The sequence below is a fragment of the Mesorhizobium sp. M0119 genome, assembly GCF_040322615.1.
In the GTDB taxonomy this organism is placed as follows: domain Bacteria; phylum Pseudomonadota; class Alphaproteobacteria; order Rhizobiales; family Rhizobiaceae; genus Mesorhizobium.
Genome location: NZ_JAMYTU010000053.1, coordinates 1 through 19,154 on the forward strand (window position 1 = coordinate 1; position 19,154 = coordinate 19,154).

23 protein-coding genes are annotated in these 19,154 nt (G+C 59.5%); 8 read left to right on the top strand and 15 right to left on the bottom strand.

The features are described from left to right. Positions 1-137: 137 nt before the first annotated feature. From NKJ40_RS28350 to NKJ40_RS32020, 7 genes are all read right to left on the bottom strand, one after another. Positions 138-1,469, bottom strand: coding sequence for an ABC transporter substrate-binding protein (locus NKJ40_RS28350; protein WP_023722897.1), 1,332 nt, complete (start codon positions 1,467-1,469; stop codon positions 138-140). Between the two features lie 49 nt (positions 1,470-1,518). Next, on the bottom strand, positions 1,519-2,556 hold the full coding sequence (locus NKJ40_RS28355; protein ID WP_023722896.1) for a branched-chain amino acid ABC transporter permease: 1,038 nt from the start codon (positions 2,554-2,556) through the stop codon (positions 1,519-1,521). A 3-nt stretch (positions 2,557-2,559) separates the two neighbouring features. Further along, on the bottom strand, positions 2,560-3,456 hold the full coding sequence (locus NKJ40_RS28360) for a branched-chain amino acid ABC transporter permease (RefSeq protein ID WP_023722895.1): 897 nt from the start codon (positions 3,454-3,456) through the stop codon (positions 2,560-2,562). After that, a complete protein-coding gene (locus tag NKJ40_RS28365; RefSeq protein ID WP_352468887.1) occupies positions 3,453-4,358 on the bottom strand; it encodes an ABC transporter ATP-binding protein in 906 nt (301 codons plus the stop codon). The genes NKJ40_RS28360 and NKJ40_RS28365 overlap by 4 nt, the downstream gene beginning before the upstream one ends. A 55-nt stretch (positions 4,359-4,413) precedes the next feature. Continuing rightward, complete coding sequence (gene sfnG / locus NKJ40_RS28370; RefSeq protein ID WP_023722893.1) at positions 4,414-5,514, bottom strand: dimethylsulfone monooxygenase SfnG; 1,101 nt, start codon at positions 5,512-5,514, stop codon at positions 4,414-4,416. Then, positions 5,511-6,044, bottom strand: a complete 534-nt coding sequence (locus tag NKJ40_RS28375) for an NAD(P)H-dependent oxidoreductase (RefSeq protein WP_245278785.1) — start codon at positions 6,042-6,044, stop codon at positions 5,511-5,513. The genes sfnG and NKJ40_RS28375 overlap by 4 nt, the downstream gene beginning before the upstream one ends. A gap of 139 nt (positions 6,045-6,183) precedes the next feature. Continuing rightward, complete coding sequence (locus NKJ40_RS32020) at positions 6,184-6,732, bottom strand: hypothetical protein (RefSeq protein WP_023722891.1); 549 nt, start codon at positions 6,730-6,732, stop codon at positions 6,184-6,186. Between the two features lie 382 nt (positions 6,733-7,114). Here NKJ40_RS32020 and NKJ40_RS28385 point away from each other — a divergent pair, with 382 nt between their 5' ends. After that, positions 7,115-7,240 carry a hypothetical protein gene (locus NKJ40_RS28385; RefSeq protein WP_023722890.1) on the top strand — a complete coding sequence of 42 codons (126 nt, stop codon included), beginning with the start codon at positions 7,115-7,117 and terminating at the stop codon, positions 7,238-7,240. Positions 7,241-7,306: 66 nt separating this feature from the next. Here the strand turns inward: NKJ40_RS28385 and NKJ40_RS28390 are convergent, their stop codons facing one another. Continuing rightward, positions 7,307-7,765 (bottom strand): hypothetical protein, encoded by a 459-nt coding sequence (locus NKJ40_RS28390; RefSeq protein ID WP_031195338.1) that lies wholly within the window; start codon positions 7,763-7,765, stop codon positions 7,307-7,309. Positions 7,766-7,890: 125 nt separating this feature from the next. Next, complete coding sequence (locus NKJ40_RS28395; protein ID WP_023722887.1) at positions 7,891-8,493, bottom strand: hypothetical protein; 603 nt, start codon at positions 8,491-8,493, stop codon at positions 7,891-7,893. Positions 8,494-8,691: 198 nt separating this feature from the next. Here NKJ40_RS28395 and NKJ40_RS28400 point away from each other — a divergent pair, with 198 nt between their 5' ends. After that, positions 8,692-9,162 carry a helix-turn-helix domain-containing protein gene (locus NKJ40_RS28400; protein ID WP_245278784.1) on the top strand — a complete coding sequence of 157 codons (471 nt, stop codon included), beginning with the start codon at positions 8,692-8,694 and terminating at the stop codon, positions 9,160-9,162. Between the two features lie 110 nt (positions 9,163-9,272). Here the strand turns inward: NKJ40_RS28400 and NKJ40_RS28405 are convergent, their stop codons facing one another. From NKJ40_RS28405 to NKJ40_RS28420, 4 genes are read right to left on the bottom strand one after another with little or no spacing between them, the layout of a single operon-like run. Continuing rightward, entirely contained in the window at positions 9,273-10,589 is a 1,317-nt protein-coding gene (locus tag NKJ40_RS28405; RefSeq protein WP_352468888.1) for a sensor histidine kinase, read from the bottom strand. Beyond that, on the bottom strand, positions 10,586-11,131 hold the full coding sequence (locus tag NKJ40_RS28410) for a putative pterin-binding protein (protein ID WP_352468889.1): 546 nt from the start codon (positions 11,129-11,131) through the stop codon (positions 10,586-10,588). Before NKJ40_RS28410 ends, NKJ40_RS28405 begins: the two co-directional genes overlap by 4 nt. Continuing rightward, a complete protein-coding gene (locus NKJ40_RS28415) occupies positions 11,121-11,822 on the bottom strand; it encodes an FkbM family methyltransferase (protein WP_352468890.1) in 702 nt (233 codons plus the stop codon). The genes NKJ40_RS28410 and NKJ40_RS28415 overlap by 11 nt, the downstream gene beginning before the upstream one ends. A 5-nt stretch (positions 11,823-11,827) precedes the next feature. Then, a complete protein-coding gene (locus NKJ40_RS28420) occupies positions 11,828-12,457 on the bottom strand; it encodes a DNA-binding response regulator (RefSeq protein WP_352468891.1) in 630 nt (209 codons plus the stop codon). 136 nt (positions 12,458-12,593) lie between these two features. Between NKJ40_RS28420 and NKJ40_RS28425 the strand changes: the two genes are divergently transcribed. Then, positions 12,594-12,938: a hypothetical protein gene (locus tag NKJ40_RS28425; RefSeq protein ID WP_352468892.1), complete on the top strand. Its 345-nt coding sequence runs from the start codon at positions 12,594-12,596 to the stop codon at positions 12,936-12,938. A 169-nt stretch (positions 12,939-13,107) separates the two neighbouring features. Here NKJ40_RS28425 and NKJ40_RS28430 read toward each other — a convergent pair whose 3' ends face one another. Together NKJ40_RS28430 and NKJ40_RS28435 are read right to left on the bottom strand one after the other, a co-directional pair. After that, positions 13,108-13,647, bottom strand: coding sequence for a thermonuclease family protein (locus tag NKJ40_RS28430; RefSeq protein WP_352468893.1), 540 nt, complete (start codon positions 13,645-13,647; stop codon positions 13,108-13,110). After that, the gene (locus tag NKJ40_RS28435; RefSeq protein ID WP_352468894.1) at positions 13,644-14,243 is read right to left on the bottom strand and encodes a hypothetical protein; all 600 of its coding nucleotides are present in this window, start codon (positions 14,241-14,243) and stop codon (positions 13,644-13,646) included. The genes NKJ40_RS28430 and NKJ40_RS28435 overlap by 4 nt, the downstream gene beginning before the upstream one ends. A gap of 156 nt (positions 14,244-14,399) precedes the next feature. On the opposite strand from NKJ40_RS28435, the gene NKJ40_RS28440 reads away from it, so the two are divergent. Genes NKJ40_RS28440 through NKJ40_RS28460 form a run of 5 tightly spaced genes read left to right on the top strand, consistent with a single transcriptional unit; the run spans position 14,400 to position 19,145 of the window. After that, on the top strand, positions 14,400-14,981 hold the full coding sequence (locus tag NKJ40_RS28440; protein WP_352468895.1) for a lytic transglycosylase domain-containing protein: 582 nt from the start codon (positions 14,400-14,402) through the stop codon (positions 14,979-14,981). Between the two features lie 12 nt (positions 14,982-14,993). Continuing rightward, the gene (locus tag NKJ40_RS28445) at positions 14,994-15,308 is read left to right on the top strand and encodes a TrbC/VirB2 family type IV secretion system protein (protein WP_352468896.1); all 315 of its coding nucleotides are present in this window, start codon (positions 14,994-14,996) and stop codon (positions 15,306-15,308) included. A 3-nt stretch (positions 15,309-15,311) separates the two neighbouring features. Next, a complete protein-coding gene (locus tag NKJ40_RS28450) occupies positions 15,312-15,605 on the top strand; it encodes a VirB3 family type IV secretion system protein (RefSeq protein ID WP_352468897.1) in 294 nt (97 codons plus the stop codon). After that, complete coding sequence (locus tag NKJ40_RS28455) at positions 15,602-18,004, top strand: VirB4 family type IV secretion/conjugal transfer ATPase (RefSeq protein ID WP_352468898.1); 2,403 nt, start codon at positions 15,602-15,604, stop codon at positions 18,002-18,004. The genes NKJ40_RS28450 and NKJ40_RS28455 overlap by 4 nt, the downstream gene beginning before the upstream one ends. Further along, entirely contained in the window at positions 17,988-19,145 is a 1,158-nt protein-coding gene (locus tag NKJ40_RS28460; RefSeq protein ID WP_352468899.1) for a transglycosylase SLT domain-containing protein, read from the top strand. The genes NKJ40_RS28455 and NKJ40_RS28460 overlap by 17 nt, the downstream gene beginning before the upstream one ends. Positions 19,146-19,154: the final 9 nt, after the last annotated feature.

Consider the following 19,154-nt stretch of genomic DNA (forward strand, 5'->3'; position numbering starts at 1 on the left):
GGCGGGCGTGGCCGGGTTTTCACCCGGCGCCCCCGCTAGTCCGCGCGTGTAGGGTTTTTGCGGGGGGGCACATGTAGCACACCCAATTAGCCTTCAAAGGGCGGCGGGCCGGGGGGCCGGCCGCGAGTTGTTTGACTTCAGTTGCTGACCACTGCTTCGGCGTCTTCGGCCGTGCGGATCTTGATGCCCTTTTCCTTGGCATAGGCCTCGGACGACTTCTCGATGATCGGACGCAGCAGCTTCCAGTCGGGCGCAATCCAGTCGGAGACGACGTTCCACTTCTTGCCGTCCCACTGCTGGAAGGTCACGTAGCCGTCACCTTCGTGATTGTCCCAGGAGACGTTGATCGAGTGGAACAGGTCCTTGGCGCCCAGCGCCTCGACGCGTGCCGGATCGAGCTTGAGATGCTCGAAGCCCCAGCGGACTTCGTCGCCGGTGAGCGTGCGGTTGCCGAACTTGGTCTGCGCGATGCGGACCGCCTCGACATTGAGGATGCCGTTGACGATGCCGAGATTGTGGTAGACCGAGCCGATACGGCTCTTTTCCTCGAGATTGCCTTTGCCGGCGCCGTAGACCGTTTTGACGATCTCCTGGACCACCGGATACTGCTCGCCTGACGCCTGGGTGGTGATGGCCGTATAGCCCTTGGCGGCATCGCCCGCGGGGATCACATCCTCTTCCGAATTCGACCAGACATTGCCGACGATGTGATCGGCCGGGAAGCCGGTCTTCTGCGCGGTCTTGAGCGCAACCGGGTTCATCACGCCCCAGCCGCGCAGCACCACATAGTCCGGATGCTCGCGACGGATCGTCAGCCACTGCGCCTGCTGCTCGTTGCCTGGATGCGGAACCTCGATCTGCGACAGCTCGAAGCCGTATTTCTGCGACAGCAGCTCATAGATCGGAATCGTCTCCTTGCCATAGGGCGAGCCGTGATAGAGCACGACGATCTTCTTGCCCTTGAGCTTGTCGAGGCCACCTTCCTTGGAGGCGATATAGTTCACGATGCCCGAGGTCTCGCTGTAGGGATTGAGCAGCAGCGGGAAGACGTAAGGGAACACGCGTCCGTCCGTGGTGTCGGTGCGGCCGTGGTTGATGGTGATCAGCGGCACCTTGTCATCGGTGATGCGGTCGATCATGGCATAGGCGATGCCGACCGAAAGCGGGTTCCAGGCGGCGATGCCGGGATTGCTCTTCAATCGTTCATAGACCTCGACGCCCTTCTCGACCTCATACTGCGTCTCGCCCTCGCTCCAGGTCAGCTTGACGCCGTTGACGCCGCCGTCGCGGATGTTGATCAGGTTGAGATAGTCGATGAAGCCGCCGAAGAAGCCGGTGCCGCCGGCGGCATAAGGGCCGACGCGGTAGCTCTGCAGGGGAAAATACTGCTCGTCGGCGTGGACCGCCGTCGCGCCGAGGACGAAGGCCGTGGCGATCGCCGCTTTCTTGAGGTGACTGAAGAAGGTCATGGATTGCGTCTCCTGAGGTTGTGGTCCGTGAGAGGATGTCGAGCGGCGCTCAGCTGGACCTTGAGCCGATCCGTCGTTTCAGGCGGTCGAAGAGGGCCGACAGCCCGTTCGGTTCCGCGATGAGGAAGATGATGATGAGCGCGCCGAGCACGATGCGCTGGCTCATGTCGAGAACACCCGAATCGAACAGTCCGCCAAACAGGAAGGCGCCAAGCCGCGACAGGATGAGCGGAAAGATGACGATGAACGCCGCTCCCAGAAAGGCGCCGCGTATCGAGGCCAGCCCGCCGATGATGATGATGAACAGGATCTGGAACGAGCGGTCGAGATTGAAGCCGGCCGGCTCGACCGTGCGCAGATAGGTGAAGGCCCACAGCACCCCGGCGACGCCGATGATGAAGGACGAGATGGCGAACGCGAGCAGCTTGGTCTTCAGCACAGGGACGCCGATCACCCGCGCGGCGGTTTCGTTGTCGCGCACGGCGATGAAATTGCGGCCGGTCGCGCTGTTGACCAGGCGCCAGACGAGCGCCGTGAGCACGATGACCGTGGTCACCGAGAGCAGGTAGCGGCCCGTCGCCCTGTCGAGCGAGAAGCCCGCAACGGCAAGGTGCGGCGCCGAGATCACTCCGGATGGGTTGTCGTTGGAGAACCAGCCGAACTTGGTCAGCGCCCACTGCACGAAGAACTGGGCGGCGAGCGTCGAGACGGCGAGATAGAAGCCGCGCAGGCGCAGGCTCGGCAATCCGAACACGACGCCGATGCCGGCGGCCGAAATCCCGGCCAGGATCATGGTCGCAGCCAGCGGCAGTCCTTCGACCCGAAGGTTGAAATTGTAGGCGGCGAAAGCGCCAACCGCCATGAAGGCGGAGGAGCCCAGCGAAAGCTGGCCGCAATAGCCGGTCAAAAGGTTGAGGCCGACCGCCGCCAGGCTGAGCGCAAGGAACGGCAGCAGGATCGCCTCGACGAGATAGCTCGACGCATAGGCGGGGATCAAGCCGTAGGCCACGGCAATCAGGGCGACGGGCAGAGCTAACCTCTGCCAGTCGATGGGAAGCCTTGCGGCATCGAGCGCTTGCACGGCCATCGGTCAGACCCTTTCGACAGTCTTCTGGCCAAACAGGCCGGAGGGGCGCACCAGCAGGACGACCAGCGCCAGCGCATAGGCGAACCAGCCTTCGATGCCGCCACCGACAAAGGGTCCGAGGTAGACCTCGGCGAGCTTCTCGCTGGCGCCGATGATGAGGCCGCCGACGATGGCGCCGAGGATAGAATCGAAGCCGCCAAGCACCAGCACCGGCAGCGCCTTCAGCACGATCAGCGACAGCGAGAACTGGACGCCGAGGCGCGCGCCCCACAAAAGTCCCGCGACCAGTGCCACGAACCCCGCGGCCGTCCACACCGTTCCCCAGATCCGGGGCAGCCGCAGCCCGACGGCAAGCGCGGCGAACTGGTCGTCTGCGACGGCGCGAAACGCCAGGCCGATCCGGGTCCAATAGAAGAATGCGCTCAAGCCGGCGACCATCGCCGCGGCAATGCCTGCAGCAAGAAGATCGAACGACGAGATCAGGATGCCGCCGACCTCGAACGGCGTGTCGTCGATGCCGAGATCGAGCCCGTGCACCTGCGTGCCCCACACCAACTGGGCAGCGCCTTCAATGATGTAAGACAGGCCAAGCGTGGCCATGAACAGCGTCATCGGCGAGCGATTGACCAGCGGCCTCAGCACAGTTCGCTCGATGGTGAAGCCCAGCGCAACCATGACCGCGAGGGTAATGAGCAGCGAAAGCGCAAACGGGATGCCGCGTTCGACAAGGCTGACAAAGGTGAGTGCGGCGAACAGCACCATCGACCCTTGCGCGAAGTTCAGCACGCCCGACGTCTTGTAGATCAGCACGAAACCGATGGCGACGAGCGAATACATGACGCCTGAGAGCAAGCCACCGACCAGCACCTCGATGACGAAGAGGAAATCATAGTAGCTCATCGGATGCCCTCGCCATGTTCGCCTTCGGCGGTGCCGATATAGGCCCGGATCACCGCCGGATTGGCCCTGACCTCGGCCGGTGTCCCGTCGGCGATCTTGCGGCCGTAGTCGAGCACGGCGACGCGGTCGGAGAGCCCCATGACCACGCCGATGTCGTGTTCGATGAGGATGATGGTGACGTCGTGCCGGTCGCGCGCTGCGCGCACGAAACCGGCCATCTCGGCCTTCTCGGTCGCCGTCATGCCGGCCATCGGCTCGTCGAGCAGCAGGATCTTCGGCTCGGCGACAAGCGCGCGCGCCAGTTCGACCCGCTTCTGCAGGCCGTAGGGCAGCGTTGCGACCAGGCGATCGGCGACGGCCTCGAGATGCAGGAAGGCGATTGTCTGGTCGACCTTTTCAGCGATCGCGGCATCTTCGCGCCGGGCGCGCGGTAGACCAGCGATATGTTCGACGAAGCTGGCGCGCCGGGTGTGGACGCGGCCCGACGCGATGTTGTCGCGCACTGAAAGCCCACCGAACAGTGCCAGGTTCTGGAAGGTGCGCGCGACGCCGAGCCGTGCCAGACGGCTTGCCGACACCCGGGAGAAGGACTGGCTATCGATCGCGATCTTGCCCTGATCGGCGTGATAGAGGCCGCTGATGATGTTGATCAGCGAGGATTTGCCGGCGCCATTGGGACCGATCACAGCTCGAATCTCGCGGCTTTTGACCTCGAGGTCGACATCCCGCAGTGCCGTGACGCCACCAAAGGAAATGCTGATCCCGCCCAGCGCCAGGATCGCATCAGCCTTTGCCGACAGGCGCGCCGGGCGCGTGTCCTCGACGGGATCAGCACCAGCAAGAATGCCGGAAATTTCGGGCGAGCGCTCGTATGCGGCGGCTCCCAGCGAAGCACCAATCATGAAACATTCCTAATTTTGAACGCGTGCGGGCGGCGGCCTGGAGGCCGCGCGTGTCCTATTCCGCGGCGACGAGCTCCCTGTCGCGCGCCGCTTCCAGTTCGCGCACCAGAGGGATGACGCGCTTGCCGAAGAACTCCACCTCTTCCTGGAAATGCAGGAAGCCGAGCAGTATCAGATCCGCGCCGGCATCCTTCAGCTTGAGGATGCGTTCGGCAATCTGTTCCGGCGTGCCGATGAGATTGCTGCGGAAGCCGTCATTGTATTGGACAAGATCCTCGAACGAGGATTTCGCCCAGTTACCCTCGCCTTCCGGCGACGCCTTGCCGGCATTCTTGACCTGATCGGCGAAACCCTGCACCGCCTCCGGATTGGCCTTGGCGATGATCTCGTCGAGCACGGTGCGCGCTTCTGCCTCGGTTTCGCGAGCGATGGCAAAGGCGTTGACGCCGATCTTGACCTTGTGGCCATTGGCCTTCGCCTTGGTCTTGATGTCGTCAACCTGCTTCTTGATCTCTTCCGGCGTGTTGCCGTTGGTGAAATACCAGTCGGAAACCCGCGCAGCCATGTCGCGCGCCGCGCGTGATGAGCCGCCCTGGAAGATCTCCGGCTGCGGATCGATCGGCTTCGGCTTCATCGAGTAGTTGGTAAAGCGATAGAAGTCGCCCTTCAGAGTGAAATTGTCCTCGGTCCAGATGCCGCGCAGCGCACGGATGAATTCCTCCGAACGGCGATAGCGCTCGTCATGGTCGAGCCACAGCTCGCCGATGGCGGCGAACTCACCGCGGAACCAGCCGCTCACGACATTGACCGCGACACGGCCATTGGTCAGGTGATTGATGGTGGCTATCTGCTTGGCCGCCAGCGCTGGATTCCATGGGCCGGGCAGGATCGCCGCGATGACTTTCAGCGTTGTGGTGGCCGCGAGCAAGGCATGGCTGAACGAGACGGATTCGTGCTGGTTGTCGGCGCCATAGCCGGCCGTGAAGCGTATCTGGCTCAGCGCGTAGTCGAAGCCGTTGGCCTCGGCGATCTGGGCGAGCTTGCGGTTATAGTCGATGTCCCAGCCGGTCCGCTGCTCGATGTTGGAGATGACCAGGCCGCCCGAGACGTTCGGGACCCAGTAGGCGAATTTCACGTTGTCGGAATTCGAGGTCATTTCGTTCGTTTCCCCTTTTGATTGGCTTCAACCGACGCGCGTGGCGACGGCAGTGTTTGCATCACTGGAATTAAGCAAGGAAATCGCTTCGGTAGCGGCCCGTGAGATGCGCTCGATAATCGCCGCGCCGACGATCTTGGCATCGACGAAATCGTCGGGCGCGCCGTAGACGCCGGTCGGGACCGTGACGGCCCCGAAAAAACCGAACAATGGCCGGAGCTGATGTTCGAGAACCAGGCCATGGTATGGACTTCCGCGGTTGCCGCGAGAAGCACGGTCTTGCCCGTCAGTGCACGATGATCGACGAGGTCGAACAGGTGCTTGAGAGCGCCGGTGTAGGACGCCCGATAGACCGGCGTTCCGACCACGAGCAGGTCGGCCTTCTCGACACGCTGGATGATCGCTTCGCCAGACGCGCCGAGCGCACGACGAGACAGCCCGGCGAAAATCGACGGCGCCGCCTCGGTGATTTCGATCAGGCCGGCGTCCGACGGGACACGCGACGCGACCGCCTTGACCAGCGCGCTCACCACCGCGGTGGTGCGGGATGGCGTACTAACGCCGCCGGATATGCCGAGAACCGAAATTCTTGCCACGTGTCGTCGATCTCCTGTTCCACCAAGGGGATGCCCGGTTGCCAAGACGGGATCGTACGATATTACACAAAATCTATAGAGATAAGGAATTATCTTTTGATTTTTCCAAACCATTGAGAAAATCGGAGTGCTGACGCCTCATTAGCATGAGCTCTAACATCCGATTGGCGGCAAACCGCGGGCGCAGACCGGCCAGGCTTGATCGTGGCGATCGGCGCTCCGTTGCCCGGTGCGGCCCGCGCCGCAGATTGTCACCACCGGCACGTCGCGCTTTTGGTCGTCGATCGGCGTCGCCGCCGTGATAGCTGCCGTTGAATCGGACCCCGAACTGCCGCTCGGCGCCGAAACGCCCGCTCACATCGAGATGCCCGCCGCCCTGGGGGCTCGACCGTGTCAGATCGACCTCGGCCCGCGCGCTTGGGATGATATTGGTCGTACCCCCCGAGACTGCTGTTCGGCGCGATGCCATAAAGGAGCGCCACCGGTCCTTTGAGAACCTCGATCGCTCGATATAATCGGTGAACAAGCGATAGGTCGGCGCGACCCCGAACACACCATCGAACGCGACCTCGCCAAAATTTCCTTCATTGATCGGAAAGCCGCGAATGTAGAAGGAATCCAATATCCCGCCGGTTGAATGGGTGCTCCGTACCAAGGATCATTGATCATCACGTCGTCCACCGTGCGTGCGCCCTGATCCTCGATCGTTTGCGCCGTGTAGCTGCCTATGTTGAACGGCGTATCCATGATGTCGCGATTGCCGAGCAGGCCCAGGCGCCCGCCTCGCGCGACTTGTCCGCCCGGATACGCTTCCGGCAGATTGTCGATCGTTGCGGTCAGGGGCAGGCCGCCCAGCCCCACCACCACGATGCGCTCGAGCACCGTGCCATGGAATGTTCGTTTCATTGTTGACAGGTTAGTCATGCAAGACCTCCTGACCATCCGCACCCAGCTCTCGCCAGGCAAGGCAAAACGTTCTTGGTCCTTGGCGTGAGGGGACTTGGATGAGGAAATCTGTTGGGCTGTTCGCTGCGCTGGCCGTGATGGGTCAGGACGCCGCTGCGCAGGAGTCGACGGCTGATCGTCTGATGAAACTAGACCGGGAAGACGGTTATGCCGGACTTTTCTGAAACGCCGGTGGCTGGCGCCCGAGGTCAGAACATATCGGTTTTCGCTCGCCTTCCCTCTCGGCTCACTCACTTGTGCGGCATACAATAGACGCCCTCGGATTCCATGAGTACCGCGCCGCCCTTCAACTCGCTCATTGCGCCGACCCAGGCTTCCGAATAAGTGCGGCTGGCATCCACGGCCGTCAGCCAAAGAACGCGATTGTCAGCCAGTTCGACTTTAACTTCCTGCTGCAAAGGGCTTGCCTGCACGGTCTGTTGATAGTGCCGTTTGATCCTGACATTGCTGGCCGGGAACTCAGCTTCGTTGCTGCCATAGTTCAGCACAAACCTAGTATGGTCCTCGGCCACTGTGCAACTGCCGTCACGCTCACACACGATTTTGGCGGCGGTCTTGCAGTCCCATTTCAGTGAAGCGGGCCACATCGGATTGTCCGCGCTCGATCGCGGCTTCTCGCTCTGGCTAGCCACCGCCAAGCCTGCCCATGGGCCCATTATCGCAGTCGACAGGAGCAGCGCCTTCAACACTTATTACCCTTCCCTGATCCAGTACCGTATTGCTGTCTCGAAGCTATCGCTGGCGTCGGGGTGAATGAACCGGACAGACACGCCTTGTGATCCTCATGGCGACTCATCCTGCGTGATCGCCTGGCTTATGGCATGTTGAGATTGAACCAGCTTTTCTGGCGCATGCCGTTCGCGTCGTCATACTCGATGAACCAGGGCTTTCCGCGCACCGGCCGAGAGATGGTGTAGTAGGTGGGGCCATTACCAAGGGAATGCCCTCTATCGTTGCCCGTGATCTGGATTTTTGCCGTCACCAACCTACCGTTGATTTCGATCTGGGCCTGTCGAGATCCGTTGTCATGGTCTTGGCCGAGACGACTATTCGTGAAAGTGGCGGGCAGGGTGAGCCTGTCGGAGCTGATACGGCAGATGTTCCGTTCTTGCCTCATTCCTCGCCGATCGGAGTCGTAGCTGCCAGCTGCTTGCCAGCCAGCTGGACAATCCTCATACTTCTCGAATCTCGCGGCGCTGGAGTTGGCTTGTGGACAGATCGGCCAGTTAAAACCCGGCGCTTTCATCGCCGCCATCAACTTGTAGATTGACGGGTGGCAAGAAGGAGTGGCCTGCCAGTCACCGGACAGGCAGAGGAGGACCTGACAGCCCCATTCCGATGCCTGTGATTGGGATGGAAGAGCCGCGGCGCCCACGACGACGGTGGCACCCACCAAGAGATATTTCAGCATGTTCATAGCCTTTTCCTCGCTGCGGATTCTGATACTTTACTATGGATCATCCGCGCGAAAAAGGACAGATCGAGAAGGCAGGTTGTGCGACTACATCGATTTATGAAACGAGACGACGCGGGCCTGGTCAACAACCCGTTGCGCGCCAACATTGCGAGAACGCTGGAGCGGGAGAGAGCTAGGCGTGGCCTATCCCATATGCACATGGCCGAGCTGTTCCGGACCGTCGAGGGCGAAAGGCTCGCCTACCGGACATACATCCAGACCGTGCGACAGAAAAACAATGTCACCCTGACGACGTTGCAAATCATGGCAAGCGGCTTGCATGTGTCAGTTGCGGACCTGCTCGCGGGCGGAAAAAAACTTCCCGAATGGGCGCATCAGTTGGACGAAAATGCAATCCGCATGCGTCTGGCGCACATCATCGACATTGAGCGAAAACGACGCACTTTGCTCCGCTATAAGATGGCCGAGCTCATCGGCGTGGCGGAGGCGACATTCATGAAATTGGAACGCGCAAGCGGCAATATCAGCGTCGACACAATTGCGGCGATCGCCAAGGCGTTGAAACTTGATCCAGCGACCTTCCTCTTTTCCGATAAGGTCCCGCCATCAACTGATCTACCTGATTCTGACGCACCCGGAGGCGTAGGTTCTCATTTCAGAGTGCCGTGAACTTCCAGCGTCATCATCCGTCTAAGCTGCGCTACACAGAATGCCTGGCAGGTTTTCGCCGTGATAGCGCATACCGGTGCATTCAGGTGAAAATGGAGCAGAGCTGACAATTAGGCGCGCCACGTGTGTACCTTTTTTCGCCCGCGCCTGAGGAACGACTGCCATGACGTGGCGGCAGTCGAATGCACCGGAATCCTGATCTCTACGGTTGTGCCGGCACCGGGAGCGCTGTTGATGATGAGCCTTCCTTTCAGCGTCGAGACCATCTGGGAACATGCGGTCAGTCCAAGGCCAGTATGATTTCCAGCTCGCGTTGAAAAGAAAGGTGTAGTTGCCTTCACAAGGATTGCAGGCGACATGCCTGCGCCGTTGTCCGCCACATCTAGTACGAGGTAACTGCGCAGGAGGAAGGGACGTCGCTTGACTGTCGCGGAGATGAGAATTGGGGCGTTTCTGGTGCCGGATAGAGCGGCAAGAGCGTTTTCTATCAGCTCATTAACGACCAACCGTAACGGCGTCGCCGGAACAGGTTGCAGACGTGCTTTAGGATCGACCAAAACTTGCACCAAACTGCTGCGATCGTGCGCGAGATCCTCGAGGAGTGGGCCGAGCGCCACGGTGCTGGAATCTTGTGGCGCATAGGCGATCTGAAGGACACTGTTGGTGATCGATTCCAGTTCAGTAGCAGCACTGCGCGCAGCCTCAAGCATTTCGCCGCTCGGTTGCTTGTCTGGTTGTGCGTGCTCAAGGAACAGCCTCAAGGCTGTAACCCGCGATCGGGTCATATGCGCAAAGAGCGAAGCGAACGAGCGCATATGCTGGTCACGGCGATTGGCCAAAGCATAGCGTTGATGGATAACGAGATAAAAGGTGGCACCCAGGCCAAGTGCGATGGCAAAGATGAACCAGTTGCGCGAGGCCGCAATGTCGATGCTGGCGGTCTGCTGCAAGGTGGCACTGTGATCAACGGTAGAGCTGGAAATCTCGTAAATTGACTGTTCCAGCTTGGCCATGTCGGCAATGGCTTGGGTGTAGTTTCTCCGCGCTGACACAATAGGGGCAATTTTCTGTTCGAGGGTCAGGCGAATCCGGCCCAGGAGTTCGGCATCGTGGTCGGGAAAAAAGCGGTTCAGATAGGGCAGGTTTTCCAACTGCGCGACGTTGACGTTCACCAACGCCATTTGTCGATCGATGTCCGCATCAAGCTTGCCCGTCTCGTCGGCAATGCGAAGATAGCCATAGACTCGTATAAGGCGCTCGCGAATCTGCGCCGCGCGCCACTGAATCTCGAAAGTCTGAGTGAGGATGGCATCCGTCTCCTGACGGTAGCGGTTCGATTGGATGAATGTCCACGCACTCAGCCCAAGCGCTGCAGCCATACCAATATACGGCAGAACAGTGAGCAAGCGGCCGTTTAAGAACTTCATTGCGTGGCGCGCAGGATGACTGGGAAAAACACCCAGATCGAGTTTCTTGCGGGAACATATGAAGCGGGCAACCGGTCCAAGGGCCAAACAATGAAGATGGGGCCTTTCTCTACCATACTGATCGGGCGGAAATCCTGGCCCGGCGGGCAATGCGAGCCGGCCTTGTCACTCTCGTTGCAACGACGTTCGATCGCCAGGATCGGATTATAAGACCGGATTTCGTCCATATGAATGTCGGCAACGAAGTTGTCATAGGCGACGACTTTGACTTCCTGAACGGCGGTAATTCCGGCCTTGGCAAGCACATTTGCAAGCAGCGGCCCACGATATTCGATCTTCTCGTTGTCGCTCGTCCAAGGCGTACGCGTGTCATAGGTCTGTTGCGGAAAGTCTGCCCGCAGCTGCTTTACTGAAAAGATGGCGACGGTCTTGCCGCTGGCGTCTTGAACCGACACTTCGTTGGGATCGAGGGGAATTTCCTCGGCGGCGCTGGCGAGCGGAAGGGACAGGGCAAATATGACGGCGAGAGCATTACGCAACATCTTCCACATCCTCGTATTCGCGGGGTCCATCGTTCTTGGCGAAGAGCACGCAAGGGCCTCGGGAGCCCCGCGGATCGTAGGCAAATCCCTTTTCTGCTAGGGCAAGCGTGATGTTGCGGACGCCGTCAAGGCCATAGAGATGATCGTGCAGCTCAAGAAAAATGCGCTGGACGCCGGGCAGCTCGGCATCCTGCAGAAGTTCTTTCTCAGCACCTTCAATGTCCATGACGAGGGCGTTTATTTGATGATCGGTCATGAAACGATCGACGTCGGCCGAGACGATCGAAAGTTCGCGCTCATATGGTCCCTGGTCTTTGTCCGTGGAAGACATCCAAAGGTCCCGGCGAACGTAGAAGGTGAAGGACCGCGGCGGGCCTGCTGTGAGGATACCCTGGGAAAATGTGACATTGTCGAGATCGTTGGCCGCTATCACGCGCTTCGCTAGTTCCGCTGTTGCGGGATTTGCTTCAAAAGCCCACACCTGAACGCCGGGGATTTTCGCGATCAGTGCGGTGATGATGCCGATACCGGACCCTAGCTCCAGTACGCGATCGCGCGCCTTGACTGCCCTGAAAATCCACTTCGCTTCCTTCGCCTCATAGCTCTGGCTTTGAAGCGCTCGCCAGATGACCGGCGAGACATCCTGCGGTTCCACGGGAACCTTGATCCCATGTACGGTTAGAGAAGCCATCGCGATCACAGCCCCTGTGGTAGCGGATGACCTTGCCTCATGAGTTTGGCCCGGGCCTGCTTGTAGTACCTTTCGGCAGAGCCGGCATCGATGCCCAGCCGCTCTGACATGAGGGCGAAAATCTCTTTCCGTTTCACACCAGGCGCGCGGCGGGCCATCATGTCGATGATTTCATGCTCGCGAGGCGTCAGAACGGAAAAGCGATAGTCGGGCCTTGTCATGGCGACTCGCGAAAGGCGCAGGGAGAAGCCCTTGGATGAAATGTCCTCGAGCACATCGCTGAAAACGCCGGGCGCAAGGCCGGTTTTGCCGAGATAAGCGGCGGCGCCGATCTGCTGGAAACCTTCGGCCTCGGTTCGATTGTCAGAGCCGGTGACGACGATATGGATGGCGCTCGCAGAGGCTTCCATGATTTTGTCGACGACAGCAACCCGAGCAGTTTCTGACGTGGGATCAAATCCGGGCAAGCCGGGATCAATTACGATGAGATCAAATTGGACGTTTTGAAGCTCTCTGGTCGCAATCTCCAAGGTTTCGGCACCTACGACGATGCAGTCATGGAAGCTTGCTTGCACTTCGTTCATTAATGCCAGACGCATAAGCGTCTGGTCTTCAACCACCAGGGCACGAAACATTAGAAGCCAATCCTTCTACGCAGGCACCCCCGCCCGGTCTTAGAATTGTCGCTACAAAATAGGGATGATGCCATCCCTATGTTTCCTTACCTCCCGAGGTATCAGTATGTGACCAATGTACGCCAGGAGGAGGACGATGGCTATTCAACTGGTCTGCAGCAACGGACAAATGGAACCGGCTGAAGGTGTCGCGAATCTTATTGCGGCACATCGTCAGAGCCTGGCCATGCTCGAATATCTCGGCAGGCGATTGATGGAAGCTGAAGGGGCGGACGCGGCCTTGCTGGGTCAGAGGATGGACGCCGTTATGGCGCAAGAGGCCGCGGCACGAAGGAGAGCCGCCATCGCTCCAGTAGCCACTGTCGCGGATATGAAAATGAAGGCAGCTTATTTCCAACGGTTGATGGGTCATGGCTGGTGCGAAATTGACGTTGACGATTTGCAAGCGGTGCTCGGTTCTTTCACGAAACTGCAATCCTAAGAGAAGAGTGCCGAAAGCCATGCTGTGATGGCGTGCCAGGCGGCATAAACTCCCGCGGGGACCAAGACAATAGCGATGAATGCGACGGCATCGCCAATTGAGCGGTCGGTGCGTCCTTGCACAGGATATCCATGGTAATGGTTGTGGGCGTCGTCATCGCGGCTCATCATTATCTCTCCGATATGCGTTTCAGCAGCATTTGTACTGGGTGCTGAAACGTTGTGTTCCACAATCCTCTGCGATTCGACTTCGCATCCAATTCGGCAACTAGGTAATTGCCGTTGACTGCCTTGCCTTTTACTGTCGTCGCCGCAAAAGCATATCCCGTCGAGATGAGGGCCGTTCCGACGTCGATTGTTTCGCCGTTCAACTGCGCTCCGCATATGACAAAAGCCGCCTCGTCGAGCGCGTAGCCGATTGGCTGGCAGGTGATTGCCGTGCCGTCAAACAGCGCGGCCAAGTGCGCCAGCGATGCGTTGCCGCAATCAATTTTCCTACCGCCGGCCTCCTCTGCGATTGTCCCTCGTAAACACGATTGGACCCCATAGAGATGGAACAGGCGGTCTCCATCGCGCCATGTGTCGCCGGTTAGCAGTTGAGCCGACTTCGATACTTGGAACGGAGTCGGTTCGGTGGAAGCATTGCTCTCCTGGGCGTGAGCCGATGCGGATAGTGCAACGGCAATGGCTGCGAGGCTGAACGTTCTCATTTTTGGAACTGCTCGCCCAGTTCGCCCGAATGTTCCAGATCGGGGCGCAGAGATTTGCCATCCTTGTTACCAATCGCCGCCATGTCGAAAAAGACCATTTCGTCATCATCATAGGCGACCGTGTACGGATCGTTTGGATCGCCTGCACCGACGAGGGAGAAGCACGACACGGCGTCGGGTTCATCCTTCTTGCTTTGCAAAACAAGCGTCTTGCAAAGAACGACAGATGCACGGTGGTTGTAGATCCGCTCTTCGTAATCTTGCGCGGCTTTCGTGCAGTCCCATTCTTCGGCTTTATATGTGATTTTTGGCTTTGGGCACGCTGTGAGGCCGCGCAGCCGATACGTCGCGCCGTTGATAACGCGCTCAGTAGCCGAGTGCACCTTCACCGGCATCTTCAAGGCGGTAACGTCCCGCCGATAAAGCGCGCCCTTGGCGTCGTAGCGCTCATAGACAAAGACCTTCTCGCCAGGCTTCGAGAACTGAAGCAAGTAGTCCTTCGATGGCGGTTCGAAGGCATTCGGGGCGCTCGCGCCGGCTGCGAAACCCACGGTGCTTTGGAGCAGCAAGGCCACGAATATGGCTGTCTGTTTCATCGGATTTCCGTTCTCGTCACGCTTATCGATTGACACTTTACTAGGGCAGAGTGTAGCCATAGTAAAGTGTCAAATTGTGGCAAGCCAATGATTCGACCTCTCCTGATAATATCGCTTTGCGGTGCCATAGCGCCTTTCACGGCGCTGGCTCAGGACATGGCATCAGAGCGCGTTGCGATCGCCTTTGCAACGCCGGCGAAAGCTGTGGCGGCAACCGGTATAGATCGCTCCGGAGCTTGTGAGGGTGGCAACCGTGCACAGATCGCGAGCCTTGTGCGCTCAATAGCGGCTGAACAAGGATTTGACGCCGATCTAGCCGAAGCAATTGCATGGGCCGAAAGCGATCTTGGTGCCAACCAGGGTCCGTCAAAAGCCGGGGCCTTGGGAATCATGCAGCTGATGCCAGGAACGGCCTCCGATCTCGGCGTGATAAACCCCTGCGATACACGGGCAAATGTCCGGGCTGGTATCCGGTATCTGAAGTCACTGTACGACGAATTCCAGGATCCGCTGCTGATGCTCGCGGCTTACAACGCCGGGCCCAACAACGTCTACAAGGCGAAGGGCATTCCGGTGAATCCGGAGACCGCGGAATACGTCGTGAAAATATTGAACCGCTGGAAGTTCGGCGGTGTCGTCAAAAAATCCACCCTACCCAAATTGGAAATGCTCGCGGCCGTTCCATCAGCGAGCGAGGACACTTGGCAGGATGGTCATGTCATGGATTTCGGCAACTGAAAGGAGCCAAGGGTGGAATACAGGAAAGCGGGTAAATTCGCCCTGAAGCTGGCCTTGGCCTCGGCGGTCGGAATAGCTCTCGCGCCGGCCACTGCGTATGCCCAGTCGGCGGCGCCAGTCGAAAATGTGATGGAGTGGTTTGTCGGAGTTCTGCAAGGCAACATAGCGCGTTCATTCGCCATCATCGCGGTCTGTTTTCTCGGCTTCCTCGCCATGACGGGCCGGCTGGCGTGGATGATGGCTTTTTCCATCATCATTGGCATCGCTCTGATCTTCGGCGCTGCCCAGTTGGTGGATGCAGTGCGCGCGACCGCGGGAGGCAGTTGAGAGATGAATGACGAGGAAGTCTATGTCGAGCCGGTCAGCCTGCCACTGACACGCCCCCCGATGAAATGGGGGGTGCGCTACGAGGTTTTCGCGCTGAACGGCATCCTTGCGGTGGTCGGCTTTATCGCCACGAGCAGCTTCATGCTCGGCCTTGGCGTGTTCGGCGTGGTGCATCTGGTCAGCGCATATCTGTGCCAGCGCGACCCCTACATGTTTCATATTTACGAACGGCGCATCTCCAAACGCGGAGCGGTGGCGAACCTAACTTTTTGGGGCGCGAGGAGCTATTCCCCATGAGCCTCGATGCTGATCTTAAATTTGGCCGTGAGCGCCGGCGTGAAAAGCCCGCGGCGATGCACGTCCCCTACCTTCGCCATGTCGATGACAACCTGATCGTGACGAAGAGCGGCTTTCTGGTCGGCGTCATCCAGCTCAGTGGCCTGCCGTTCCAGACGATGGACCAGGCCGAGTTGAACAGCCGCATGTTCAACCGCAACACCACGTTCCGCAATCTCTCGACCTCTCGCTTTGCGGTCTACACAACGATCATCCGCCGCCACGTGACGCCCGAGATCGAAGGCGACTTTGACAATCCTTTCGTGGCCGAGCTCGACGCCCGCTACATGGATGAGCTTGGGGCGAAAAACCTTTTCGTCAACGAGGCGTATCTGACGGTCATACGCCGACCGATGGTCGGTCGCGTCGGCTGGGTGGACAAGGCGCTCAATGCGTTCCGCATCAGTACGGCGGGCGAAGAAACCCGCGAAGAGGCGATGGCAGAACTGCATGACGTTCTCGACGGCGTCGTCAAGGATTTTACCGCTTATGGGGGGCGTCTTCTCGGTGTCGTGAAGCGCCGCGATAGCTTCTTTTCCGAGCCGGCGGAATTTCTGGCGAAGATCCTCGCCGGCGGCGTCGACGTGGAAATGCCTTTGCCGCGCATGAGCCTTGGTGATGTGCTGGCGACACGACAGCTGTTTTTCGGCAAGTCCGCGCTGGAACTTCGCGGGCCGGACGAAGGTAAGCTCGGCGGCATGGTGTCGATCAAGGAATACCCTCCGTTCACCGCTCCGGGCTCATTGGACGGTCTCCTGCGCCTGCCACATGAGTTTGTCCTGACGCAGAGTTTCGCGATCGAGGACCGTGTAACGGCGATGCGCAGGATCAACACCATCGCGAACCAGGTTGAGGGTTCAGACGAGGCGGGCACGACGGTCGAGGACTCCGTCCACGACGGCGCCGACAAGCTGGCCGGCGGCGAAGTCGTCTTCGGACAACACCACATGAGCGTCATGGCCTTGGCACCGGACATGAATGGCCTCAACCGTGCGCTATCCGACATCACGGCGGAGCTTTCGCGCATGTCGATCGTGCCGGTACGCGAGACACTGAACACGGAACTGGCCTTCTGGGCGCAGTTGCCGGGAAATTTCAGCTACATCGCGCGACGTGCGTTGATCTCGTCGCTTAACTTCGCCGGCCTTTTTTCAGGACACAATTTCCCGTCGGGCCAACGCGAGAGGCTGCACTGGAAACGCCCTATTGCCTTGCTCGAAACGACCAGCCAGACGGCCTACTACTTCAATTTCCACGTTCACGATGTCGGGCACTTCACGGTGTTCGGCCCGACCGGCTCGGGCAAGACCGTGGTGCTGTCCTTCCTGATGGCGCAGGCCATGCGCATCATGCCGCGTCCGCGATGTGTATATTTCGACTATATGCGCGGCGCTGAAATTTTCGTGCGGGCGCTCGGCGGGCGCTACGAGGTGATGGAGCCTTCCCAGCCGACGGGGTTCGCGCCGTTGCAGCTTGATGACACGGCAGAAAACCGTTCTTTCCTCGAAGATCTGCTCCTCTACATTCTAACGCCGGACGGCGGCGCGCTGGACGTGGCTGAGATGCGCGTCATCAACGCCGCCGTCGACATGATCTACAAGATCCCGCGCGAACAGCGCACCTTCGACCTGCTGCCGGAAGTGCTGCGTGGTTCGCTGATGCCTGGCATGAACGATCTGGCGGCGCGGATACAACCCTGGCTCGACCCAAAGGACAAGGGCTGGCTTTTCAACAATCCCGTCGATCTCATCGATTTCTCGAAGCCCGTTGTCGGGTTCGACATGACGAAGATCCTAGGCGACCGAAAGCTGCGCTCGGCGGCGTTGCTCTACATCTTTCATCGTCTTGAGGACGTCATCGACGGCTCGCCGATCATGCTCTTCCTCGATGAAGGCTGGAAGCTGTTGGATGACGAGGTTTTCGCCGCTTTCATCAACGAGACGCTGAAGACCATTCGTCGCCGCAACGGCGTGGTCGGCTTTGGCACGCAGACGGCGGAGGACGTCGTCAATTCCTCCATCTCATCGTCGCTGATCGAGCAAACGAAGACCAACATTTTCTTCCCCAACCCAAAGGCGAGCAAGGACTCCTACATGGAGCGCTTCTCACTGACAGCGAAGGAATTCGAGTTTGTGCGCCGCACCGCCAAGGAAACACGCACCTTCCTCGTCAAGCACGACAGCGACTCGATCGTCGCCAAGCTCGATTTGTCGGCTATGCCCGATCTCATCAAAGTTTTGTCTTCGAATGAAGCCAACAGCAAGGAATGCGCAAGGCTCCGGGAGACCTTCGGCGACGAGCCAGAGATGTGGCTGCCATACTTCTGCGGATGGGAGACCGAACATGACGAAGCGGCTTAGCAGCGCTTGTCTGGCCGTGGCTCTCGCGACGGCGGAAAGCATGAGCGTGGCTGTCGCTCAGATCGCGGTCATCGACGGGCAGAACCTCGACAAGCGGCAAGAGGACGAGCAGCACAGCACGAAGTCGGATGAAGCGAAGAAGGATGAAACCGACAGGAAGAAAAGCGTCGTCTGCACCTATTCGAACAAATACCGCTCACAGATGTTTCGCCGCTCGCCGGCCGACGCGTTGCAGCGCGACGCGGCAAACGTAAAGCTGATCCGCTACTATGCGCAAAAATACGGCGTGCCAGAAGGTCTGGCACTCTCCGTAGCCTATCAGGAATCGCGCTTCGACACATGCGCCGGGAGCCACACCGGCGTCAAAGGCGTCATGCAGCTGACCAAGGGCACCGGCAAGTCCATGGGACTGGACCGCGACGTGAACGAGCAGAATGTCGAAGGCGGTGTCAAATATCTCGGAATGGGCGTGAAGCAATGCGGGGCGACGAATTACAGCTGTCTCGCCTCCTTCTACAACGGATCGAACGCAGGCGAGCAAAACCAGTGGGCCGGCGGGGTCGGCCGCTGGAACAGCTACTTCAACGACTATGTGTCGAGCGGCAAGGCTCCGGCCGCCGCGCCGCCACCATTCTCGATCGTAACGGCCGACGGCGCAGGCGGCACGGCCCAGGACGCGGCCATGGGCACGGTCAGGAAGGCGGCTGGCGGGCTTGATGCAAGCTCATCGCAGATGGGCGCCAATGATGCGGCGATCGACGCGCTAGCTGGCACCGTTGGCCAGGTGACGGAATACAAAGACGCTTGGGAGCTGAACTCGTCGGCTCGTGGGATCAACGCCGATGTCACCAACCAGTACCTCGCCCAGGCGGGGGACTTCACGGCGCTGCTGGCCCAGCTTCTGTCGTTGCAGAACGTTCAGGCATCGCAGTCGGCCAAACTGGTGCAACGGCCAAAGAGCGGCTCTGCAAACCCGTTCTCTTGTGATCCCGCGGAACTGGAACGGTTGAAGATCGATCGCGGCCGGTGGCTACCATGCGCACTTGAGAACGCACGGGCAAGCTCAGCCGACAGCCGCTCGATAATCATCACCCCCGACCCTGCTGGCGCTGCCAGCGTGATCGATTCCTTGCAGCAATAGGAGGCTGAC